Here is a 19375-nt window from a genome sequence, read left to right on the forward strand (position 1 = left end):
ATCTTGTTTCCGGGCCGCAGCCGCGAATGTCCAAGCCGCGCAGGCGGCTAAAGGCGGCAGCGTATGTTCCGGGCCGGCGCCTGACAACCGGCAGTGCCGGTTGGCCTCCGTGCCGGAGATGTGCCCATGGCTTTGGGCTTTGCGATCGTGCATCGCGTGCGCGATCGAGACGCGGGACGCGTCGTTCGCGTGTCCAGGGTGCGTTCATGCGCCTGAACTCCGTTCCCGATCATTCGGCCGTCGCCATCGTCGCGGAGTCAGATCCATTGCCGCCGGACGACCGGCGCTTGCGCGGTGCGTTTCTCGACAGGCTCTATCGCGCGCATCATGACGGGCTGCTGCGCTTCATTCGCCGCCGGGCGCGCGACGAGCAGGCACAGGATGTCGTTCAGCGAGTCTTTTGCCGGTTGGCGGGTCTGAGCGAGGGGGAGCAGCAGGAAATCGTTGCGCCCCGCGCTTATCTCAGGCGTGCGGCCGATAATATGCTTCGCGACGATGCGCGTCGGGACGAACGGCGCTCGACCAACCTTCATCTGGCTGAGGACGACGTCCCTCTTCAATCCAGCGATCAATTGGCAGCGCTCGAGGCGCGCGATCGGCTCCGACGTCTTGAAGAAGCGCTGATGCGCCTGAAGCCACGGACGCGCGAAATATTTCTCGCGCATCGGATTGACGGCTATAGCTATGCCGAAATCGCCGCCCGCACGGGATTGAGCATCAAGACGGTCGAAATGCATATGACGCGCGCCATCGCCTATCTCGGTCAATCCCGCGTGAGAGCATGACCGAAATTTCAGGAAAGAACGGGCGCAGCGCGGCGGAATGGTTCACCGCCATGCACGGGCCCGATGCCGAGACAGAACGCGCTGCCTTTGAGGACTGGTGCGCGCAGCCGGCCAACGCCGCGGCCTATACGCGGCTCGAGGCGACCTGGGATGAAAGCCGGTTTCTCGCCAACCGCCCGGTCGGCCGCGCACGCGATCTTTCGCTGGCGCGGAGAAAAGTTCCGCCTGCCGCACTGCTCGCGGCGGGGATCGGACTGTTCACATTGCTCTCGGGAAGTCTGTTCGCCGAACGGATGGGGTGGTTCGGTCCTGCGGTGGTCCAGCGGTCGGCGCCCACCCAACTCGCGGCTTCCGATGCAGTCCGGACGATCCGGCTACCCGATGGGTCGCGCGTCACCCTCGATCGCGGCGCGGCACTCAACGATCTCAGTACGCCGGACGAACGACGCTTCGTCCTCCTGCGCGGACGCGCGCGGTTCGAGGTGGCGCATGACGCTTCGCGTTCCTTTCTCGTCGATGCCGGCGAGGGACGTGTTGTCGCGCATGGCACGATCTTCGATGTCGGAATTGAAGGCGGGAGCGTCCGCGTCATTCTTCTGAAGGGTTCGGTCGAAGTACGCGACCGGGATGCGGTGAAGCCTGCCGCAGGCGCATCGCGCTTCCTCGCGCCAGGCGAACAACTGCTGGTGACGCATGGCGAAGTTCGCGCGCCCTCGCGGGCAAGCGCAGGCTTTCTGTCCTGGCCGAATGCGATGATCGATTTCGACGGCGTGCCGCTCGGGGAGGCGGTCGCTGCGTTCAACCGGACGAGCGCGCGCGCCATCCGGCTGGAGGGAAGCGATCTGGCCTCGCGGCGCCTTTCGGGGGCGTTCCGGCGCGACGATCCCCAGGGGTTTGCCGACGCGCTCGCGGTCAGTTTCCAGCTCGACGTCGAGGCGGGCGAGGACGGAAGCCTCATTCTGCGAAGGGCCAAGCCGGGTTGATGAAAAAGCCACAGGGTTAATTCCGGCATCGACGTCTCACGGGTCGAAGGGGCGCGCAGCGTGCCCGCTCGATCGGGAGACGATAATGCGAAATGGGGATTTCTTGTTCTTCTTGGTGGGCTCAGCGGTGGTCCTGGCGCCCGCGCCGGTGCTGGCACGCGACGAGGTGCGGCAACAGGTGCGCCTGCCCGAACAGCCGCTCGACGTGTCATTGCGCGTGATCGCGACCCGGTTTGGCCGCAACATCAGCGCGCCGTCCGAGCTTGTGGCTGGTCGAAGCGCCCCCGCGATCGATGGGGTGTACAGTTTCGAGGAGGCGGTCGCGCAGCTGCTTGGCGATAGCGGTCTGACGGCGGTGCCGGCCGGGCGGGGACTGGCGGTGCGGCGCAGTCAGGCGGCGACCGTTTCCGACACCGGGCCTGGGGTGGGTGACGATGCCATCGTCGTAACGGGCAGCCGTATCCGCGGCGTCGCCCCAGCGGGTGCGCGCGTTGTCGCGATCGACCGCGACGATATCGAGCGGGGTGGCTATGCGACCACGCAGCAGATCATGCAGTCCCTGCCGCAGAATTTTGGCGGCGGCCCCAATGAGGGCACGATCGGCTTTACGGTCCGGAACAACAGCAATGCCAATCTCAGCTTCGGGTCCAGCGTCAACTTGCGCGGTCTGGGAACGACGTCGACGCTGACCATGATCGACGGGAACCGTATCGCGCTGGGCGGCGTGTCGGGGATGTTCGTCGATCTCTCGCTGATTCCCGCGTCGGCCATCGAGCGTGTCGAAGTGCTCGCGGACGGGGCATCGGCGATCTACGGATCGGATGCGGTCGCGGGCGTGGTCAATGTCCGGCTGCGCAATGATTTCGATGGCGCGGAAACGCGCGGGCGATACGGTTGGGCTGACGGCTTCGATGAATGGCAGTTCGGGCAGATCGCCGGGCTGGGTTGGGCGAGTGGGCGGTTCGTACTCGGCTATGAATATTTTGAGCGCGACAATCTCGCGGCCTCGGACCGCGACTATGCGACCGAGGATTTGCGCCCGTTCGGTGGTCCCGATTATCGCAAGACCTTCGCCAATCCAGGAACGATCACCGCAGCCGATGGAAGTATCTATGGCATTCCCGCCGGGCAGGACGGGAGAAATCTGAACCCCGGCCAATTGCTCCGCGACCAGCCGAACCGCGCCGACGGCCGCGTCCATAGCGACATCCTGCCCGCAACGAAGCGGCACGCACTGTTCGCATCGATGAGCCAGCAATTCGCGCCATGGCTTCGCTTTTCGGCACAGGGCTTCTACGCGCACCGGAAGTCCGACCGGCGCTCGACGCCCGACGACTATGGCAATGTCGTGGTGCCGACAACGAACCCCTTCTACGTCGATCCGATCGGCACGGGGCGGGCAATCAGCGTCAATTACGATTTCACCGACGATCTCGGCGACCAGCGCCAGCTGGCTTCGGTGGACGCGTGGAGCGGAACGGCCGGTATCGAGGCGAGCTTCGCGCGCTGGCGTGCCGAATTACGCGGATCCTATGGCCTTCAGCGTGAGCGTAGACGCTCGGTCAATATCCCGAATTATTATTACCTGGCCCGGGCACTTGCGGATTCCAACCCCGCGACGGCCTATAATCTGTTCGGCGACGGAAGCTTCACGCCGCAATCAACCATCGACCGGGTCAGGGGCTTTTACGAAACGACGGGGAGGTCACGGGTGCGCTCGGCCGCGCTCAAGATCGACGGCCCGCTGTTCCGTCTGCCAGGCGGCGATGCGCGGCTGGCGATCGGCGGCGAACTTCGTTCCGAGCGCTATGATGCGCGCTCGCTCGCCTTCGATTTTACCCCCGAGCCGGTTGACGCCGGATCGGCGGGGTTCCCGCTCGGACGGTCGGTGACGGCAGGCTACGCCGAATTGTCGCTTCCGATTGTCGGGCCGGATCAGGCGATCCCGCTGGTCGAAGCGCTCGATCTTTCGCTGGCGGGCCGGGTCGAGCGCTACAGCGATTTCGGGACGACGGCCAATCCGAAGATCGGCGCAACCTGGAAGTTGGGACATGGGTTGGCGTTGCGTGCGAGCTGGGGCACATCGTTCCGGGCGCCGAGCTTCGCCGACGTCAGGACGGGCAGGGGAACCAATGCCTATATTCCGGTCCCGATCGTCGACCCGGTTTCGCCGACGGGCTTTACAAATGCGCTGGTGCTGATCGGTTCGAACGCGGATGTCGGTCCCGAAAAGGCCGATACATGGACATTCGGCGCATCCGTCGCGCCCGGGGCCGTTCCCGGTCTTAAGCTCGATCTCGGCTATTTCAACATCATCTACCGGAACCGGATCGTCAATCTCGGAACCGACTATATGGCGTTTCTTGCCAACAGGCCGCTCTATCAGGCGCTCATCACCGACAATCCTTCCCCGGCTGTGCTCGATGGCTATTATCACGACGAAAATTTCCGCAATCCCTTCGGCATAGCAGCGAGCGCCATCGGCGCGATCCTCGACGGACGGACGCTCAATCTTTCGGGCGTTCGCATGAGCGGGGTCGATTTCGATCTCGGTTACGCAGGCAAATTTGGCGATACCTCGCTCTCGGCCGGGGTCAGCGGCGCATGGATTTTCCATGTGCGCCAACGGATCACACCCACGGCGCCCGTGGTCGACGTGGTCGCAACGATCGGCAATCCGTCCGATCTGCGCCTGCGTGGGCGTCTGGCGGTGACCCACGGGCCGGTCAGCGTCGCCGCCTTCGTCAATTTCATCAACCGCTATACGAACGATGCTGTCGTCCCGGTCGAGCGGGTGTCGAGCTGGACGACTGTCGACGCACAGCTCGGCTATGACCTCGATCGCGTGTCGCCGGGCCTCAAACTGTCGCTCAGCCTCTCCAATCTGTTCGACCGCAGGCCGCCCTATGTCCATAACGCGAACATCTTTTCGGCATCCGGCTTCGATCCCGACAATGCCAGCCCGGTGGGGCGGTCGATCGCGCTGCAGTTGGTGAAGACATGGTAGGGCTGCTGCCTGCGATCCTGCTGGCCGCGACCGCAGGTCCGGTCGAAGCCGGACCGACGGTGCACGACATGGTCGAAATGACCGACATATCGAGCATCGCAGCCTCACCCGACGGACGGCATGTCGCTTTCCGTATGGAACGCGCGTCGATCGCGTCGAACGACTTCGAACTTGGCTGGTATGTCGCTCCGACCGACGGATCGACGCCGCCGCAGCGCTTCGCCGATGCGGGCGAGGGGGAGCGGCGCGACGGCGAATTGGCATCGGAACCGCCGATATGGACGCAGGACGGTCGCGCGATCCTGTTTCGCAAGGTCGCGGATGGAGAAGTCCAGCTATGGCGCGCTGCGATCGATGGTTCGCGGAGCGAAGCGCTGACCCATGATCCCGCCAATATCAGGCGTTTCGCGCTCCTGCCTGCGTCCACTTCCACATCCGAGACGATCGTCTATTCGGTTGGCGCGGCCCGTAACACGATCATCGCGGCCGAGAATCGCGAATATGATGAAGGCGTGCTGATCGATGCCCGAGTGGATCCGGCGCGCCAGCTTCATCGCGGCGCGAGGATCGACGGGCAGCTAGCGAGCGACCGCTTCTCGGGCCGCTGGTTCACCTTCGGTAATTTGCTGGCGGGCGCGCCGCTGGCATATCGCGTGCTCGACCTCAGGTCGGGCACGCTGCGCGAAGCGGTGCCATTGGAGGCGGCGCGCATCACGGAAGCCCAGCGTTCACCCGATATCGCCAATACGCGCCCCATCACCGCGGAGGCGCGATCCGGGGATCGCCGCGGCAATGCCTTTGTCACTGCCGACGGGTTCGTCTCGCGTCTCTCGATACGTCGCCCCGATGGCGGCTCGATCGACTGCGGACAACCCCGATGCCGCCAGCGGATCGGCAAGATCGCCTGGCAAGGCGGCCGCGACGGCGTCGTCTTCGTCACCTCCGATCGTGCAGGCGACCAGACGTTTTACCTCTGGACGCCCGGAAGCGGAAAGGTACGCCGGATTGCCGGAGGCATCGGACGCTGGAATGGCGGTCTCGACGAAGCCGGCTGCGCCGTCGATGCCGAGGCGATCTATTGCGTCGCGGCGGATGCCAATACGCCGCCGCGTCTCATCCGCGTCACGCTTTCTACCGGCAAGGCGACCACGCTCGCAGATCCCAATCGCTCGCTCATTCGCCTTGGCGCTCTACGGTTCGAGCCGATGCGCTGGTCCGGTCCGTCGGGACAAGCCTTCACGGGACAGTTGATGCGGCCTTCGGGCAAACGGCAAGCCCTGCCGCTGTTCATCACCTATTATCTCTGCGACGGCTATCTGCGTGGTGGTGTCGGTGACGAGTTTCCGCTCCGCCAGCTCGCGGCATCGGGAATCGCGGTGCTGTGCATTGACCGCGTTCCCACGCGCGCCGGGTTAGGCGATCAGGTCGAGCAATATCGGATCGGGCAGGAAGGGGTGAGCGAGGCCGTCCGGATACTGGCCGATCGCGGCGTCGTCGATCGGACCCGCGTCGGCATGGGCGGCGTCAGCTTTGGCGGCGAGACATCGGTCTGGATCGCCCAGCATAGTTCGCTCCTCTCGGCGGTATCGATTGGCAATACGCTGCTCTCACCGGCCTATTATTGGTTCAACTCGCTGCCCGGCAGCCTGATCCCGCCCATGCTCAAGCAGGTCTGGGGCATCGGGCGTCCGGAAGACGATCCCGCGCGTTGGAAACTGCTGTCGCCGCCGCTCGCGATCGATGATATTCATGCGCCGCTGCTCATGCAGCTTCCCGAACGCGAATTCCGTTTCAACGTCGAACTCGCCGCGCGGCTGGGGCAGGCTGGCAAGCCCGTCGAACTCTGGGCGTTTCCAGAGGAAACTCACCTCAAATATCAGCCTCGGCACAAGTCGGCGATCTATGTGCGCAACCTCGACTGGTTTCGCTTCTGGCTCCAGGATTATGTCGATCCCGAACCCGCCAAGGTGGAGCAATACCGGCGCTGGCAAGCGATGCGGAAACCGGCTTCACCCTGAGGTGGCCGCGATCCCGCGTGCCCACGCCTCGGTGTCGACGATGGGAAGTAACTGATAGAAAAGCTGGTCCCGGTTGGTGAAGGCGTGCGCGAGACAGGATTCGATTGCGATTCGGTCGAGCAGCCCGGCTTGGGCGAGCCGCCCGTCGAGCAGAAATGGCCGTAGCCTCGTACGATTTAGCTCGAAGGTTCTGGCGCAGAAAGCGTCCATGCCGCCCTTGGTGCGCCGTTCGACGATGGCGCGCGGCAACGCATCGCGAAGGGCCTCGCGTGCGACCGAGCGATCACGGCCATCCGCGACCCAGAGCCAGGTCGGGACCGAGAGACAGGCTTCGACCACGGGTTGCGAGAGGAGGGGGAAGAGCGAGGGCGCGATGTCGTGCCGACCATAGCCGTCGAGATGCGAATAGGAAGCGAGGATCGCATGGACATGCGCCCGGGTTCCGTGGAGCGTGTCATCGGGCTCGTCGAGCCAGGAATGGTACCCGGGTGCGTCGGGAAGGCGCTCGTTCTTGAGAAACAGCCGATTGCGCCGCCAGATCGGAACCGGCAGTCCGCGTCGGCGACGGCGGAGTGCCATGCGGGCGACGTTCCAGATATTGTCGCCATGCACCCGTGCGACGTCGCGCACCGTCGTGGCAAAGCCCAAGGCGAATCCCTCTGTCTGGAGCCTGTCGGTAGCGGGCGCTGCGGTACCGAGGGAACAGAAGACACAGTCGCCGCCCGTGCCGTTGATAAAGGCATCGACCCCATGTGCTCGGCCTTGCTCAGCGAAATACTTGTCGGCGAGCCGCAACATCGCCAGCATTCCCGGCCGGGCTTCGAGGCGCGGCGAGACCGCCGAGAGATCGATTTCGCCCGCGATCAGCGCTTCGATCAGCGGAATTCCCGTGTGCTCGCTGACGGCATGCGCATAGCAGCGCTCATCGCCTTCCGGGCCTGGCGTTGCCAGATTGACCGCGATGGCTGATCGTCCGGCTGCTGCCAGCGCGGCGGCGACGATCGAGGAATCTAGGCCGCCGGATAGCTCGAGTGCTACTTTCGCGCCGGGCGGGACCAGCGCCGCAGTGGCGTGCAGCACGGCGTCGCGCACCCGTGCGATCGCCTCCTCAACGGTCATGGCGCGGCGCTCCCGCGCAGCGAAGGACCAAGGCGACCAGAAGGCCTGCCGCTCCGATCGTCCGTCATGCTCGATCGCGCAGTCGCCCGGCTGGATCTCGTCGATGCCGGCGATGCCGGTCGCCGCGGTGTGCAGGTGCGAGAAGGCGAGATGATGCGCCACGAAATCCCAGTCGATTACTGGCAATACAAGCCCGAGATCGATCAACAATTCGATATGGGAGGCGATGCAGACGATCGGGCCATGCCGTGCGCGAAAGGCATGAACGCCGCCCGAGGGCGATCGAAATATGGAAATCGGTCCATCGCGCCGAGGGGTAGTGAACGCGAGATAGTCACCCCAATATCGGTCGACCGGAATTCGCGCGCCGGCGCAGATTGCATTCTTGTCCAACCCCTTGGCTCGTGCCGAGGTGCCCGCGCGAAACATGTCGCCGATGACCACGCCAAATTCTCCGGCCGTGACGATGCGCGTTTTTGGCGTTGCGTAGACAGTCAGCGGGCCGCGATCGAAGACGGGTAGGAGCTGACCCAGGCCTGAGGCGCGTCGCTTGAGTCGGGCTCCCCCATCCGCAGCGGTCGGATCGAGGATGGCGAAGAAACAAGCCGGGGTCATACCGCAAGGATCGGCGAAAAGGCGCGGGCATGATCGAGGGCGTCGTTGAGCACAATGTCGCCGGATTGCGCCCAGCAATGCGCGGCGAAAGGCCATGCCTCGACGCCAAACACGAGTTTGGGAAAGCAGCCGCGGCGTCTGGCGAACCGCAGGAAGGCGAGCGTGTCAGGAAGGCATTGGTTCGCCAACGGGACGAGCCGGCGATAGCGGTCGAAGCGCCGGGCGAGGTCGGCGCTTCGACCGTCGGGGGAGCCGGCCGGGCGGGCGCTCTCGACATCCGTCAGGATGGAACGGAGTGATTGACGGCGGACGGAGCGGCGCGCAGCAAAAGACAGGTAAGCAACTTCGATGGCGTCGGGCAAATGGAGGCCTGGCCGCGGCGCATTGCCTTCAATCGCGCTGGCTTGTGGAGCGGGAGGATCGGGCGACGGCCCGGCTGGCTCGTCCGCTGCTTGGTCAACGAGGCAAAGTTGTTCAAGCCTGGCGAAATACCCGGGATTGATGGGGCCGGATTGACGTCCGGCGATCCAATCGAGCGCGAACGCCGTATTGGCGTCGACCTTCCAATATCGGTCGCGTTCGATGTCCAGGATGATCGCGCAGCCCGAAAAGCTGCGATGCGAGACGCCGGGGCGCATCCTGAGGCTGTCCATGCTTCGGCCTCCCAAAAGCGCGGGCGAGCCGGAGCCCGCCCGCACCATCATCAGTCTTCGTCGCTGATCCCGTCGCGTACGCGAGTGAAGGCGCTGAGCTCGATTTGCAGATCGGGCGGCCCCTGCGTTTCGAGGCTTGCAGCGCCGAGGTCGATCAGATCGGACGGTTCATGATTGCGTTCCATAAGCTTTCTCCTTGATGCCGCGAGACTGCGGCACGGGTCAGCCTATGGAGGGGGAGTGATTATCCGAAATCTATACTGAGCGGATATGATGAAAGTTGACGGCGTATATTCCAGGCCATCTCAGGCCGACCGATACATCGCCTGCACGATCGCCGGGACGAGCTGAATTCGGTGTCGGTGATAGCTGAGGATATGCCGGGCAATCAGCCCGGCATCGCCTTTTGCGGTCACGGCCGCGAGTTCGGCGAGATCGGCTGTAGTGGCGCCGAGATGCCGGTGTTCCGCAACCCGAGCCGCCGTCAGACGATCGCTGGTCGCCTCGATATGGCGATCAATTTCGGCATTGCCCGAAAGCGACGCGACCACCTTGAACAGTGAACGGACCCCTGACACATAGTCGCTCGCAACGAGCTCTTGCGATGGATGCGGTCCGCCCCGGCGCCAGTGTCGCAGGGCCAAGCGTAGAAGATCGGCATTCCACGCGAGGAGGTCGCGAAGCGCAAGCTCGGTCACGAACGGAAGCTGGAACCCTTCGGTGGGGCGCATGTCGACAATATGTTCACCCGCCAGGCGATGCAGTGCGGCGCGGACGGGGGTCACGCTGCTCGCGAGCAGTTCGGCAAAAGCGCCAGGCTCGATCCGCTCGCCGGGGAGGATGTCGCCGGACAACAGGCGCGCCTTGAGCGCGTCATAGACCCGCTCGGATGTCACGCCGGCGTTCATGTCCGGCGGCGCTGATCAATCACATAGGCTTCGATCAGCGCGGCCTGATCCGGGCGCAGCGCGTCTATCGCCCCGATCCTGTCCGGGATGGTGTCTTTCAAAACAAGAGACGGGCATTGGCCCTCGAAATTTCCGAGATTGGGTCGGTGCTGGCAGTAGCCGACGAGAGCAGCGAGCTCTGGCGAAAAGCGCTTCGCAATGTCCGGTGGATAGGCGAGCCACTGATTTTCATAGGGCTTGAGCCAGCCGAGGCAGTAGCTCATGATCATGCCGCGGCGAACGTCCCCGCTTTCGTTGCCGCCGGCGCCGTGGAGCGTCGACCCGAGGAACAGCAATGCCGATCCCGGAGACATTTCGGCAACGATCGGATCCCGCTCCGGCTCGGCAGCAAGCGCGGCCGCGCCGTGACTTTGCGGCCAGATCAGTGTTGCGCCATTGTCGGCTCGATAGTCGGTGAAGGGCCACATCACGTTGATCAGATATTCGGTCTCGCCGATCGTGCCGCGCCACATATCCTGGTCGCGATGCGGAAGCTGGGGCAGGGCGCCGGGATGAAGCGCGATTGCCTGTGTAAGGTTGAGCTGGATCGTGTCGCACCATTGGCCCAATATGTCGCTGACGATGCCGAGGATGATCGGATGCCGGACGAATTGTTCGGCGAACGCCGACCGGGAGAGGAGCCGTCCGAACCGCTTGGTGCGTGAGCCGTAAAACCCGCCCTGGCAGAAGGGCGTTGCCGCGAATGCCGCCCCCAGATCATCATCGAGGCTTCGCGCCAGCTGCGGGGATATCGCATCGGGAATAATGCAATAGCCGTTCCGCAAGAGCCGTGCGGACCAGTCGGCCACCTCGAGTTCTGCCCGCGCCTGCGTTTCATATGGCATGGTGCGCCTCTCGCTCCTCGCGCGAAGCGCAGCCGATACCGGCTTGCGCGAGCAGGACCGGAGTGTCGTGATCGATCGTGATCGCGAGCGCGCCCAGGGTCCTCCCGTCGATCCGCCGCGGAAGGCCGAGCGGATAGCAGTGCCAGCCAAAGCCCAGAATCTGCTCCATCCAGGCCATCTCGGCGACGGCGGTGTAGAGCCTGATACCCTCAGCCAGCCCGAAGGAGGCGAGAGCGCCGATCAGCCGGTCGCGTGCGATGCGCCTGGTCGCGGCATCGATATGGCGATCGAGGCAGAAGCGGGTCACCTCATAGATGTCCGGGCCGCGGGGAACTGCGTCCTTGCAAAGCACGGGATAGAAATCGGCCAGTATATGCGGGCGGGCTGTGGGCAGAAGCCGGGCCGACGCGAGATGCGCACCCGCTTTGTCGGTTACGACCAGATAGATGGCATGTTCGTCATCGAACTGGTCGAGTTCATATCGCCCGCCAAGAACGGGCACATCCCAGCGAAGCAGGTCGACAAAGACCCGTTTTCGTGCCGCGAACATCGCTCGCAGCACATCCTCTTCCTGTGCGGAACAGTTTGGCTCGACCAGGTGCAGCATCTCGGGAACTCCCCTCTTGCATGTGCAGGGGAGGGTCGCGGCTGAAGCACGTTCGCGCTATTCCCAGAAATGGGCATATCAACGCCGGAAAATGTCGGCGAAGCAGATTATTCCATCGAACAGGGCACGGATCAGCAAGGATGTCTGCTTCTCGACCCCATATCGATCCCGGGCCTGTTTGAGATGGCGTATCACCGTCTCTTCGCTGATCCCGAGGATGCGCGAGCTTTCCCAGGCTGTCTTGCCGCGCGCCGCCCAGATGAGGCAGTCGCGCTGGCGATCGGTGAGCCGGGGGCGCGGTCCGGGTGGTCCGGCGCCAGCGAGCCAGATCAGCCTTGCCCCTTCGAAAGCGGCAATGCCGGCAAGCTGCGCCCAGTGCAGCGCATCGACCGGCAATTCGCGGTCGGGGCCGATCGCGAATGTGCACGACCCAGTGGCTTCCCCGACGATATTCGCGGGCACGGTAAAGCCGTCGACCAGCCCATGGTCGCGAGCGAGATCGAGCAGTTGGTGATCGCCGGGCGTCATCTGAATGAGATCGGGCATGCGGTTCCAGCGGAATCCGGCGCTCGTGCGATGGCTTGCACGATGGACGGGGTCGGACTGCCCGAGCCGGTGCCGATCAAAATGGTCGACCCAGGACTCAGGATAATCGTGCAGCCGGATGATGGCGTGCGGCGCGTCGAGCACATTGGCATGATGGGTCAGCGCGAAATGCGCGAAGCCCATCCGGTCGGTCATTTCGGCAAGGATCATGGCCAGCGCGCCGATATCGTCGGAAAGGGCGATAGCGTTCAGAAACCACTCGAACTCGGCACGCATGTCTCTCATGCGCCGTATCGATCGAAGGCAGCGTCTCAAGCCGCCGTTGTCCTCTCGACCGTCCTTTCCTGCTCATCCGGACCCGATCGCGGTTTCTCATATCCGCCGAGTCCGAAAGCCAGAACGACGTCCGATCATAGCGATCCGGCCGCGTCAGGCAAAGCTATGTTTACAGGCCATTTGTTCGCTCGCCGGTCCGATCGCGGGGCAAGCTGATTGCCACCGCTCTTGCCCCGGTACGACTGGCGTGATCCGGCGCCCTATCGGAGGCTGCGCGGTATCGACCGCGCGGGGCTGATGTGGGAATGGCTGCGGCGCGATCCGGGCTATGTCGCTTGGTACACCTCTGTCAGCAGGGCGACGCGCGATGGCGGTGCCAAACACGACCCGCTGACATGGGGTTTATATTTTCGCCGAGGATCCGGCCCGCTCGTCTCCCGATGCCCGCTTGATCTGGGACGCCAGAATCGACAGAAACATTTTGCGCGTGATCGCGCTACCCGTCGATTCTGATCATGCTGACCGGTTCGACCCGGGATGCTTCGATCGCTGGTTTGCCGTCGTGACCGATGCTGAAGGCCGCGAACATGCTGTCCTCTCGGACGGCTATCGCCGTATCCGGATCGACGTTGAGGAGGGAAGTCTCGTCGCGGGCCATCCGGTGCTGCTTCACCACAGGTTCGCGGGACCTATCGGCCGTACTACGGAGGAACAGCTTCTGCCGCTCCGTCGGCTTGCCGGCCTATGCCGCACCGGCCGGTTCCTGCCTGCGCTGTTTCCCGATGAGCGGCGCGTCGACCGGGCAATTGAAGTGCTCAGGGTTCACGATGCGTTGAGCACCGGGGCTTCTCAGCGCGAGATTGCTATCATCCTCTTCGGGTCGGATCGGATTTGTTCGGATTGGCGCACGGTATCCGACTCACTTCGATCGCGTGTTCGAAGACTCGTCCGCGAAGCGCGTCGCCTTGCTGGGGGCGGCTATCGCGCATTGCTCGGCGGAAATCGCGAAAACAACAATTGAGCACTGATAGCGAAAAGGACCGAGCGGTGGCGATTTTATGTCTTGAGACTTGCCTCTCCAGTCCAGTGAATGACGAAGCCCGACCGCTGCGCTCGATCCACACGATCGCGAGGTGGAGAAATTCTTTCACTCCAACAACAATCGGGACAGGCCTAATTCAGTTGAGGATGTCCAAATGACCCTCATTCCACAAATAGGAGCTTCTGATGTTTTTCAATCGCCGTTCCGGCGCCGTCTCGATTGTCGCCGCCGCCATACTTGCGTCGACGAGCGCAACTGCCGGTACGACTGCATCTCCGCCGGCCAAGAGCGAAGAGATGCTGGCGTCGCAGCATTGGGATCTCATTGAATGGAGCGGGCGCGATCTGCCGGAAGGCAAACCGCTTCGCCTCGATTTTGATGCCGACAGTGGTCGCTTTTCCAGCAGCACGGGTTGCAACCGGACCGGTGGTGCCTTCAAGATCAAGGGCAGCTCGTTGCGTTTCGGCGACAAAAAGGGCGGCCTTGTAAGCACGCTGATGGCGTGCCCTGAGCCGGCGATGGCCATCGAACGCGCTTATATCGATACGCTGTCAGCGGCGACCCGCTATAAGCTCGATGGCGACCGGCTCGTCGTCCGCTCGGCCGGGGGCGTAACGCTCACCTATCAAGCGGCGCACAAGCCTGCTGCGGATGCCCCGCGGAGGTTCATCTATGTTTCCGCTGAGACCAAGCCGTGCACTGGCGTCGCTCCGATGACCTGTTTCCAGGTGCGTGAGAAGGAGAGCGACGCCTGGCAGCTTCATTATGGCTCGATCGCCGACTTCGATCCCGAGCCCGGTATCGAATACCGGCTGCGGATTATCGAGGAGAAGGTGGATAATCCACCGGCCGATGCCTCGTCGATTCACTGGACCCTCGATCAGGTCATCGAGCAGCGCATGGTTGGCGGCTAAGCGCGGTAGAGCAGCGGCCCATCGCTGAAGCGGGTGGAATTGCCGAACTCGGGCGGGGTCAAATACGCCAATCTGCGCGGCGATCATCCCGGAAATGGACCTTATGAAGCGTTCGTCCTGTTTCCTGCCGGCGTACCAATCGGTTGCGGTCCATATTCGCCTGCGGCTTGGAAGTGAATCGCCACCGCCGGATTTCTTGGGGGGCAGACCACCGTGTGCGCTTGCTCTCACCCGGCTAAGCGCCGTTTAACATCTCTGGGCGCTTGGGTCAGTCTCCGGCTGTTCGGATTGGATATCAATCGCGTCCGGAGCACTCCGATTTTCTCGATCTCCAACTCGACGATATCGCCCGACGAAAGGGTGCGTCCAACTTCCATCGCAGAACCGCCCCCCACGGTGCCCGAGCCCAGAATGTCACCGGGCTCAATCGCCTCATGCTGGGATATGTAAGCGATGGCATCTTCGAAACGCCAGTTCATCTCGCTTGTGGATGCCTCGACGAATATCTCGCCGTTTAGCCTCGCGACAAGATCGAGCGCGTAGGGATCGCCCACTTCATCCGCAGTCACCAGATATGGACCGAGCACCTTCGAATTGTCGAAATCCTTGGCTTTGCACGGACCCATCATGCCGGGCATGGTCCGCGTTTGTTCGTCACGCGCCGAAAGATCATTGAAGATCGTGTACCCGAAGATGTGATCTCTAGCATCCGCTGCGGAAATGTCCCGGCCTCGCTTGCCTATGACAGCGGCAAATTCGAATTCGAAATCCATGAAGTCACTATAGCCCGGCCAGATCACATCCTGGTCGTGTCCGCAGACATTCGCCGGATTTGCTCGGTAGTAGAGCGGTGAATTGTACCAGGCGTCTGGAACCTGCAGAATGCCCTTGCGATCCATCTCTTCCATCAACGCCGCAGGATCGTCTGATTTGCTCGCCATGAGAGAGCGCAGATGCTCCATTCCGAGCAGCAGATGCTTTTCGTAAAACAGGAAATCGCGGAGCGACGCCGGTCTTGGAAGGGGAGAGAGCAGTTTCACCTTCTCGACGCCGACAGAATTGGAAGAAGCCGCGCGTCGGACCACGTCTTTGATATCGGCGAGTGCACTGTCGCCTGCTTCCACGATAGCCTGCACGCTGGAGAGTTGGGGAGGCGTGCTTCCATAAGCCTCCGCAGCCGCGCTGGCGATGTCGACAAGACCTTTACCATCCTCGGTAATGACGCCGGGCTTGGCTTCTCCAGCCGTTTGAAAAGTTGCAAGTTTCACGAGAGTCCCTTTCGTTGTTCTGCGGCCTTCATGAGCACGTGGGGCGGGGCCTGACTGGGAGGTGAGAACGGGCGTTGGTAGAAACCCGACAGGATTAGAATTTTACCTGGTTGCTCCCTTTGAGCGCGAGCGCCGTTCGCGCATCCGCAGGGCTCGCAACTTCGAGCCCGAGCTCTTCGAGGATTCGGCGAACTTTTCGTACTTGCTCGGCGTTGGAGTGCGCGAGTTTTCCGGCGCCGATGTAGAGAGAATCCTCCAGGCCAACACGGACGTTGCCGCCCATCATCGCCGCTTGGGTAACAATTGGCATTTGCATCCGTCCGGTAGCAAAAACGGACCAGAGATAGTCGTTGCCGAAGAGGCGATCGGCCGTCGCTTTCATATGGGCCACGTGTTGCATGTCTGCCCCGATGCCGCCCAGCACGCCAAAGATTGACTGGATCAGGAAAGGGGGCTTGATGAGTCCCGCGTCGACAAAATGGGCAAGATTGTAGAGGTGGCCGACATCGTAGCACTCGTGCTCAAATCTCGTGCCGCATCCTTCTCCGAGCTGCCTGATAATCGAGCCGATTTCGCGGAAGCTGTTCCGGAATACATTGTCTTCGCTTGCACGGACGAACGACTCTTCCCAGTCGAATTTCCACTCGCGGTATTTGTCGGCGAGCGGGTGGCACGAAAAGTTGATCGAGCCCATGTTGAGCGAGCACATCTCCGGTTCGGCAAGGAGCGCGGCGGCTAGGCGATCTTCCAGGCTCATGCCGAAGGTGCCTCCCGTCGTGATGTTGATGACCGCGTCGGTCGATTGCCTGATCCGGGGCAGGAATTGCATGAAGACAGCCGGGTCGGGCGTCGGACGTCCCGTTTCCGGATCCCGCGCGTGAAGATGGATGATCGACGCGCCGGCCTCCGCCGCTTCGATCGATTGTACCGCGATCTCGTCTGGTGTGACCGGGAGTGCGCCGGACATGGTTGGCGTGTGGATGCCGCCGGTTATCGCGCACGTGATAATGACCTTGTCCATCTTTCGAGCCATCGGATATCCAGCCTTCATCAATTGCAGAATAGCTCCCCGGATCGGGGCCATGCGAGCGGGAGGTTCAGGCTGCGGCCATGAGGGTCTCGTCGAAGATTGCGACCGCTCGCGTCCAACCCGCCGAAGCCCCCCGGATTTTGTGAGGAAAGCAGCTGACGTAGAAGCCGCTGGGCGGGAGAGCTTCCAGATTGTGGAGCTTCTCGAGATGGGAGTAGCCAATCTCCATGCCGGCCTTATGCCCCTCCCAGATCAGCGATGAATCACCGGTCTCGGCAAATTTCTCGGCGGTGAAGCCCATGGGTGGATCCCAGCTCCAGCCGTCGGTTCCCGTCAGCCGAATTCCCCGCTCGAGGAGATAGAGCGTGGCTTCGCGGCCCATGCCGCAGCCGGCGGTGACATAGTCGGGCTGGCCGTAGCGGAGGCCCGCGCTCGTATTGATCATGACAATCTCAAGCGGCTTCAGCACATGATCGATGCGCTTCAATTCCGCTTCGACATCGGCCGCCTGGACGAGATAGCCGTCGGGAAAATGTCTGAAATCGAGCTTCACCCCCGGCTGGAAACACCACTCGAGAGGCACTTCGTCGATTGTTGCCGAGCGTTCGGCCGCGCCGAATGCCTCGTTCATCGTGCTGTGATAATGATAGGGCGCGTCGAGATGCGTGCCATTGTGCGTGTTGAGATTGACCCGCTCATAGGCAAAGCCTTCACCTTGTGGCAGATCGTTCGCCTCAACACCGGGAAAGAAGGTGGCCATCGTCGGCGCCGTTGCCTTGTGATCGATATATTCGATCCGCGGCTCGTATCCGGGCGGGTCGGAAGCCACGTCATTCTCAAGATAAATCGATAAATCTACAAATTTGCGAGGCATTTTTCTCTCCATTTTTGAATGCATTGATTGCCCTTTCCAACGGGCGGCTATCGCTGGCGTTTGTGTTCGAAGGGTTGATCGGCACCGACCGGTGAGCTGTGTCTATTTCGGTGGAACGATTGGCAGGAGAATAGACGCTGGCATGTCACCACCTGCGAACAACGTTGTCTCTCCGCCGAAGATTGCCTCTGGACGGTCATCCGGGTCGTCATGGACGAGCAGCGAAACGCCGCGTTGGGGCACCCCGTAGAATTCGCTCCTCGGACCAGGGAGCTCATGATCGAAGTCGTGCCCGGAGATCGTCAGGGCCAATCGAGATCCTTTTGGCGCGACCACGCACGATGGCCAAATCTCGATATCGAACTCACAGACCTTGCCGGGTTCCAGCGGCTGGATTTCGTCATGGGTGAGATAGGGGCGGTAGGGCAGGCTGCGCTCTTTATCGAGCTTGCGATGCGATGCACGAAGCCACCCAAGCGAGACCGGCGCATTGGGATCTACGGCCCCCTGAAAAAGAAGTTCTCTGCCGCGACGGTCGAACACCCGGAACGAAACAAAGAAATCGGCGTCGGTTGTCGATGACGCGGCGAACAATTTTGCGGCCATCGGTCCCGTGATTTCGGTATCCGCTTCGAGCGGCGGCGAATAGAATGTCAGCGTTTCCTTCATTGCCCGAAAAGATTTCGACCCTGTCGGTGCCGGTGGCTCGCGCGTGAGCGCCATATTTTCGATATCGAGATAGAAGTGCGTCCATTCCGTCCGGGCGATCGGCCACTCGTTTTCTTCGCGCTCTACGAACCTGTCTTCGGCATGCCGGACCTGGAGAAGGACCGGCGGCCGCTTGGCCCAGCCATTATCGACGCCCTTCAGAAAATGATCGAAGAACTGGCGCTGCAACGCCATGCCATAGTTGGTGTAATATTCGACCCAGTGAGCACGGCCATGGAACTCGATCCACTTTTGCCGGGAACCCGCATTCTGATAGGCTTCGACATTGCCGCGAAGATGCATCCCCTGTCCGCCCCAGCTCGCGCAGGAGAGCATGGGAACCTCGATCCTGGTGAGATCGGGGGTTCGCGCCTTGTGGAATGCATCGTCCAGCGGATGATCGAGCGCATCCTGTCGAATATTGACGCGATTAGCAGCGAGCTGTTCCTCGGTGAGATCAATATCTCCGGCGATCCCTTCGCCGGTGTTGGGATTGGTTCGCGCCCGCGAACCCAGCCCGTTTTGCACGGTCACGATCTGACGCGGGTACCAGCGGGCGAGGAAGGTCGACAGAATTCCACCATGACGGGAAATGTCGCGGTAATGGTCGGCAGCCCCTTCAAAAGGATGGATCGCCTTGAGATGAGGCGGCCTCTTGGCCGCGACCGCCCATTGGTTGACGGCATAATAGGAGATGCCGGTCAGGCCGACGTTGCCGTCGCACCAACCCTGCTGGCCTGCCCATTCGATGCATGCGTAAAAGTCATCGGCTTCACGCGCGCTCCAGGGGTCGACGAAACCGGGCGACTGCCCGGCGCCGCGGGAGTCGACGCGAATACAAATATAGCCGAGGGGAACCCATTTTTCCGGATCGACCGTTTCCCAATTGACGAAGTCAGTGGTCGTGTCTTCCGCAACTTCAGGATGATCTTCGACCAGCATCTCCCAGACCGGCGCATACCCCTCCTTGAAATCGAGACCTTTGGCATAGGGGCCATGACTCATCAGGACAGGGTATTGTCCGTCTTCGATCGGACGGAAAACATCCGCCCGAAGGACCGTGCCGTCATCGACGGTGATGGGCACGTTCCAGTCGATGCGCATGCCATTCCGAATCTCGCTTTTTTCATACATCGCG

General features: G+C 62.3%; 18 protein-coding genes. 7 read left to right on the forward strand and 11 right to left on the reverse strand.

The window, feature by feature from the left end:
* Positions 1–206 precede the first annotated feature (206 nt).
* The 4 genes from AC07NV_RS15385 (at position 207) to AC07NV_RS15400 (ending at position 6793) form a co-directional block, all read left to right on the forward strand.
* Positions 207–785 (forward strand): RNA polymerase sigma factor, encoded by a 579-nt coding sequence (locus AC07NV_RS15385; protein ID WP_495167236.1) that lies wholly within the window; start codon positions 207–209, stop codon positions 783–785.
* Positions 782–1768, forward strand: a complete 987-nt coding sequence (locus AC07NV_RS15390) for a FecR family protein (RefSeq protein ID WP_495167237.1) — start codon at positions 782–784, stop codon at positions 1766–1768. The genes AC07NV_RS15385 and AC07NV_RS15390 overlap by 4 nt, the downstream gene beginning before the upstream one ends.
* Before the next feature lie 127 nt (positions 1769–1895).
* A complete protein-coding gene (locus AC07NV_RS15395; protein WP_495167238.1) occupies positions 1896–4775 on the forward strand; it encodes a TonB-dependent receptor domain-containing protein in 2880 nt (959 codons plus the stop codon).
* Positions 4769–6793 (forward strand): Atxe2 family lasso peptide isopeptidase, encoded by a 2025-nt coding sequence (locus tag AC07NV_RS15400; RefSeq protein WP_495167239.1) that lies wholly within the window; start codon positions 4769–4771, stop codon positions 6791–6793. The genes AC07NV_RS15395 and AC07NV_RS15400 overlap by 7 nt, the downstream gene beginning before the upstream one ends.
* Here the strand turns inward: AC07NV_RS15400 and AC07NV_RS15405 are convergent.
* The 7 genes from AC07NV_RS15405 to AC07NV_RS15435 form a co-directional block, all read right to left on the reverse strand.
* On the reverse strand, positions 6785–8119 hold the full coding sequence (locus tag AC07NV_RS15405; RefSeq protein ID WP_495167240.1) for an asparagine synthase-related protein: 1335 nt from the start codon (positions 8117–8119) through the stop codon (positions 6785–6787). The two genes, AC07NV_RS15400 and AC07NV_RS15405, sit on opposite strands and share 9 nt — an antisense overlap.
* Before the next feature lie 404 nt (positions 8120–8523).
* Entirely contained in the window at positions 8524–9180 is a 657-nt protein-coding gene (locus AC07NV_RS15410) for a lasso peptide biosynthesis B2 protein (RefSeq protein WP_495167241.1), read from the reverse strand.
* A gap of 50 nt (positions 9181–9230) precedes the next feature.
* Positions 9231–9365 carry a benenodin family lasso peptide gene (locus AC07NV_RS15415; RefSeq protein WP_495167242.1) on the reverse strand — a complete coding sequence of 45 codons (135 nt, stop codon included), beginning with the start codon at positions 9363–9365 and terminating at the stop codon, positions 9231–9233.
* Between the two features lie 120 nt (positions 9366–9485).
* Positions 9486–10076: a GntR family transcriptional regulator gene (locus AC07NV_RS15420; protein ID WP_495167243.1), complete on the reverse strand. Its 591-nt coding sequence runs from the start codon at positions 10074–10076 to the stop codon at positions 9486–9488.
* Positions 10077–10084: 8 nt separating this feature from the next.
* Positions 10085–10972, reverse strand: a complete 888-nt coding sequence (locus tag AC07NV_RS15425; RefSeq protein WP_495167244.1) for a phytanoyl-CoA dioxygenase family protein — start codon at positions 10970–10972, stop codon at positions 10085–10087.
* Positions 10962–11579 (reverse strand): acyl-homoserine-lactone synthase, encoded by a 618-nt coding sequence (locus tag AC07NV_RS15430; RefSeq protein ID WP_495167245.1) that lies wholly within the window; start codon positions 11577–11579, stop codon positions 10962–10964. The genes AC07NV_RS15425 and AC07NV_RS15430 overlap by 11 nt, the downstream gene beginning before the upstream one ends.
* A 78-nt stretch (positions 11580–11657) precedes the next feature.
* Positions 11658–12410 carry a helix-turn-helix transcriptional regulator gene (locus AC07NV_RS15435; protein WP_495167246.1) on the reverse strand — a complete coding sequence of 251 codons (753 nt, stop codon included), beginning with the start codon at positions 12408–12410 and terminating at the stop codon, positions 11658–11660.
* 219 nt (positions 12411–12629) lie between these two features.
* Between AC07NV_RS15435 and AC07NV_RS15440 the strand changes: the two genes are divergently transcribed.
* From AC07NV_RS15440 to AC07NV_RS15450, 3 genes are all read left to right on the forward strand, one after another.
* Positions 12630–12914 carry a transcriptional regulator domain-containing protein gene (locus AC07NV_RS15440; RefSeq protein WP_495167247.1) on the forward strand — a complete coding sequence of 95 codons (285 nt, stop codon included), beginning with the start codon at positions 12630–12632 and terminating at the stop codon, positions 12912–12914.
* Positions 12850–13422 carry a DNA -binding domain-containing protein gene (locus AC07NV_RS15445; protein ID WP_495167248.1) on the forward strand — a complete coding sequence of 191 codons (573 nt, stop codon included), beginning with the start codon at positions 12850–12852 and terminating at the stop codon, positions 13420–13422. Before AC07NV_RS15440 ends, AC07NV_RS15445 begins: the two co-directional genes overlap by 65 nt.
* Positions 13423–13628: 206 nt before the next feature.
* On the forward strand, positions 13629–14357 hold the full coding sequence (locus AC07NV_RS15450; RefSeq protein ID WP_495167249.1) for a DUF4377 domain-containing protein: 729 nt from the start codon (positions 13629–13631) through the stop codon (positions 14355–14357).
* 227 nt (positions 14358–14584) lie between these two features.
* On the opposite strand, the gene AC07NV_RS15455 is transcribed toward AC07NV_RS15450, so the two are convergent.
* The 4 genes from AC07NV_RS15455 to AC07NV_RS15470 form a co-directional block, all read right to left on the reverse strand.
* Entirely contained in the window at positions 14585–15625 is a 1041-nt protein-coding gene (locus tag AC07NV_RS15455; protein ID WP_495167250.1) for a fumarylacetoacetate hydrolase family protein, read from the reverse strand.
* 94 nt (positions 15626–15719) lie between these two features.
* A complete protein-coding gene (gene kce / locus AC07NV_RS15460) occupies positions 15720–16646 on the reverse strand; it encodes a 3,5-dioxohexanoate:acetyl-CoA acetone transferase (RefSeq protein WP_495167251.1) in 927 nt (308 codons plus the stop codon).
* 76 nt (positions 16647–16722) lie between these two features.
* On the reverse strand, positions 16723–17529 hold the full coding sequence (locus AC07NV_RS15465; protein ID WP_495167285.1) for a cyclase family protein: 807 nt from the start codon (positions 17527–17529) through the stop codon (positions 16723–16725).
* Positions 17530–17631: 102 nt separating this feature from the next.
* Positions 17632–19371, reverse strand: coding sequence for a CocE/NonD family hydrolase (locus AC07NV_RS15470; protein WP_495167252.1), 1740 nt, complete (start codon positions 19369–19371; stop codon positions 17632–17634).
* Between the last annotated feature and the right edge of the window lie 4 nt (positions 19372–19375).

It is taken from the genome of Sphingopyxis sp. GW821-FHT10B01 (assembly GCF_059415685.1).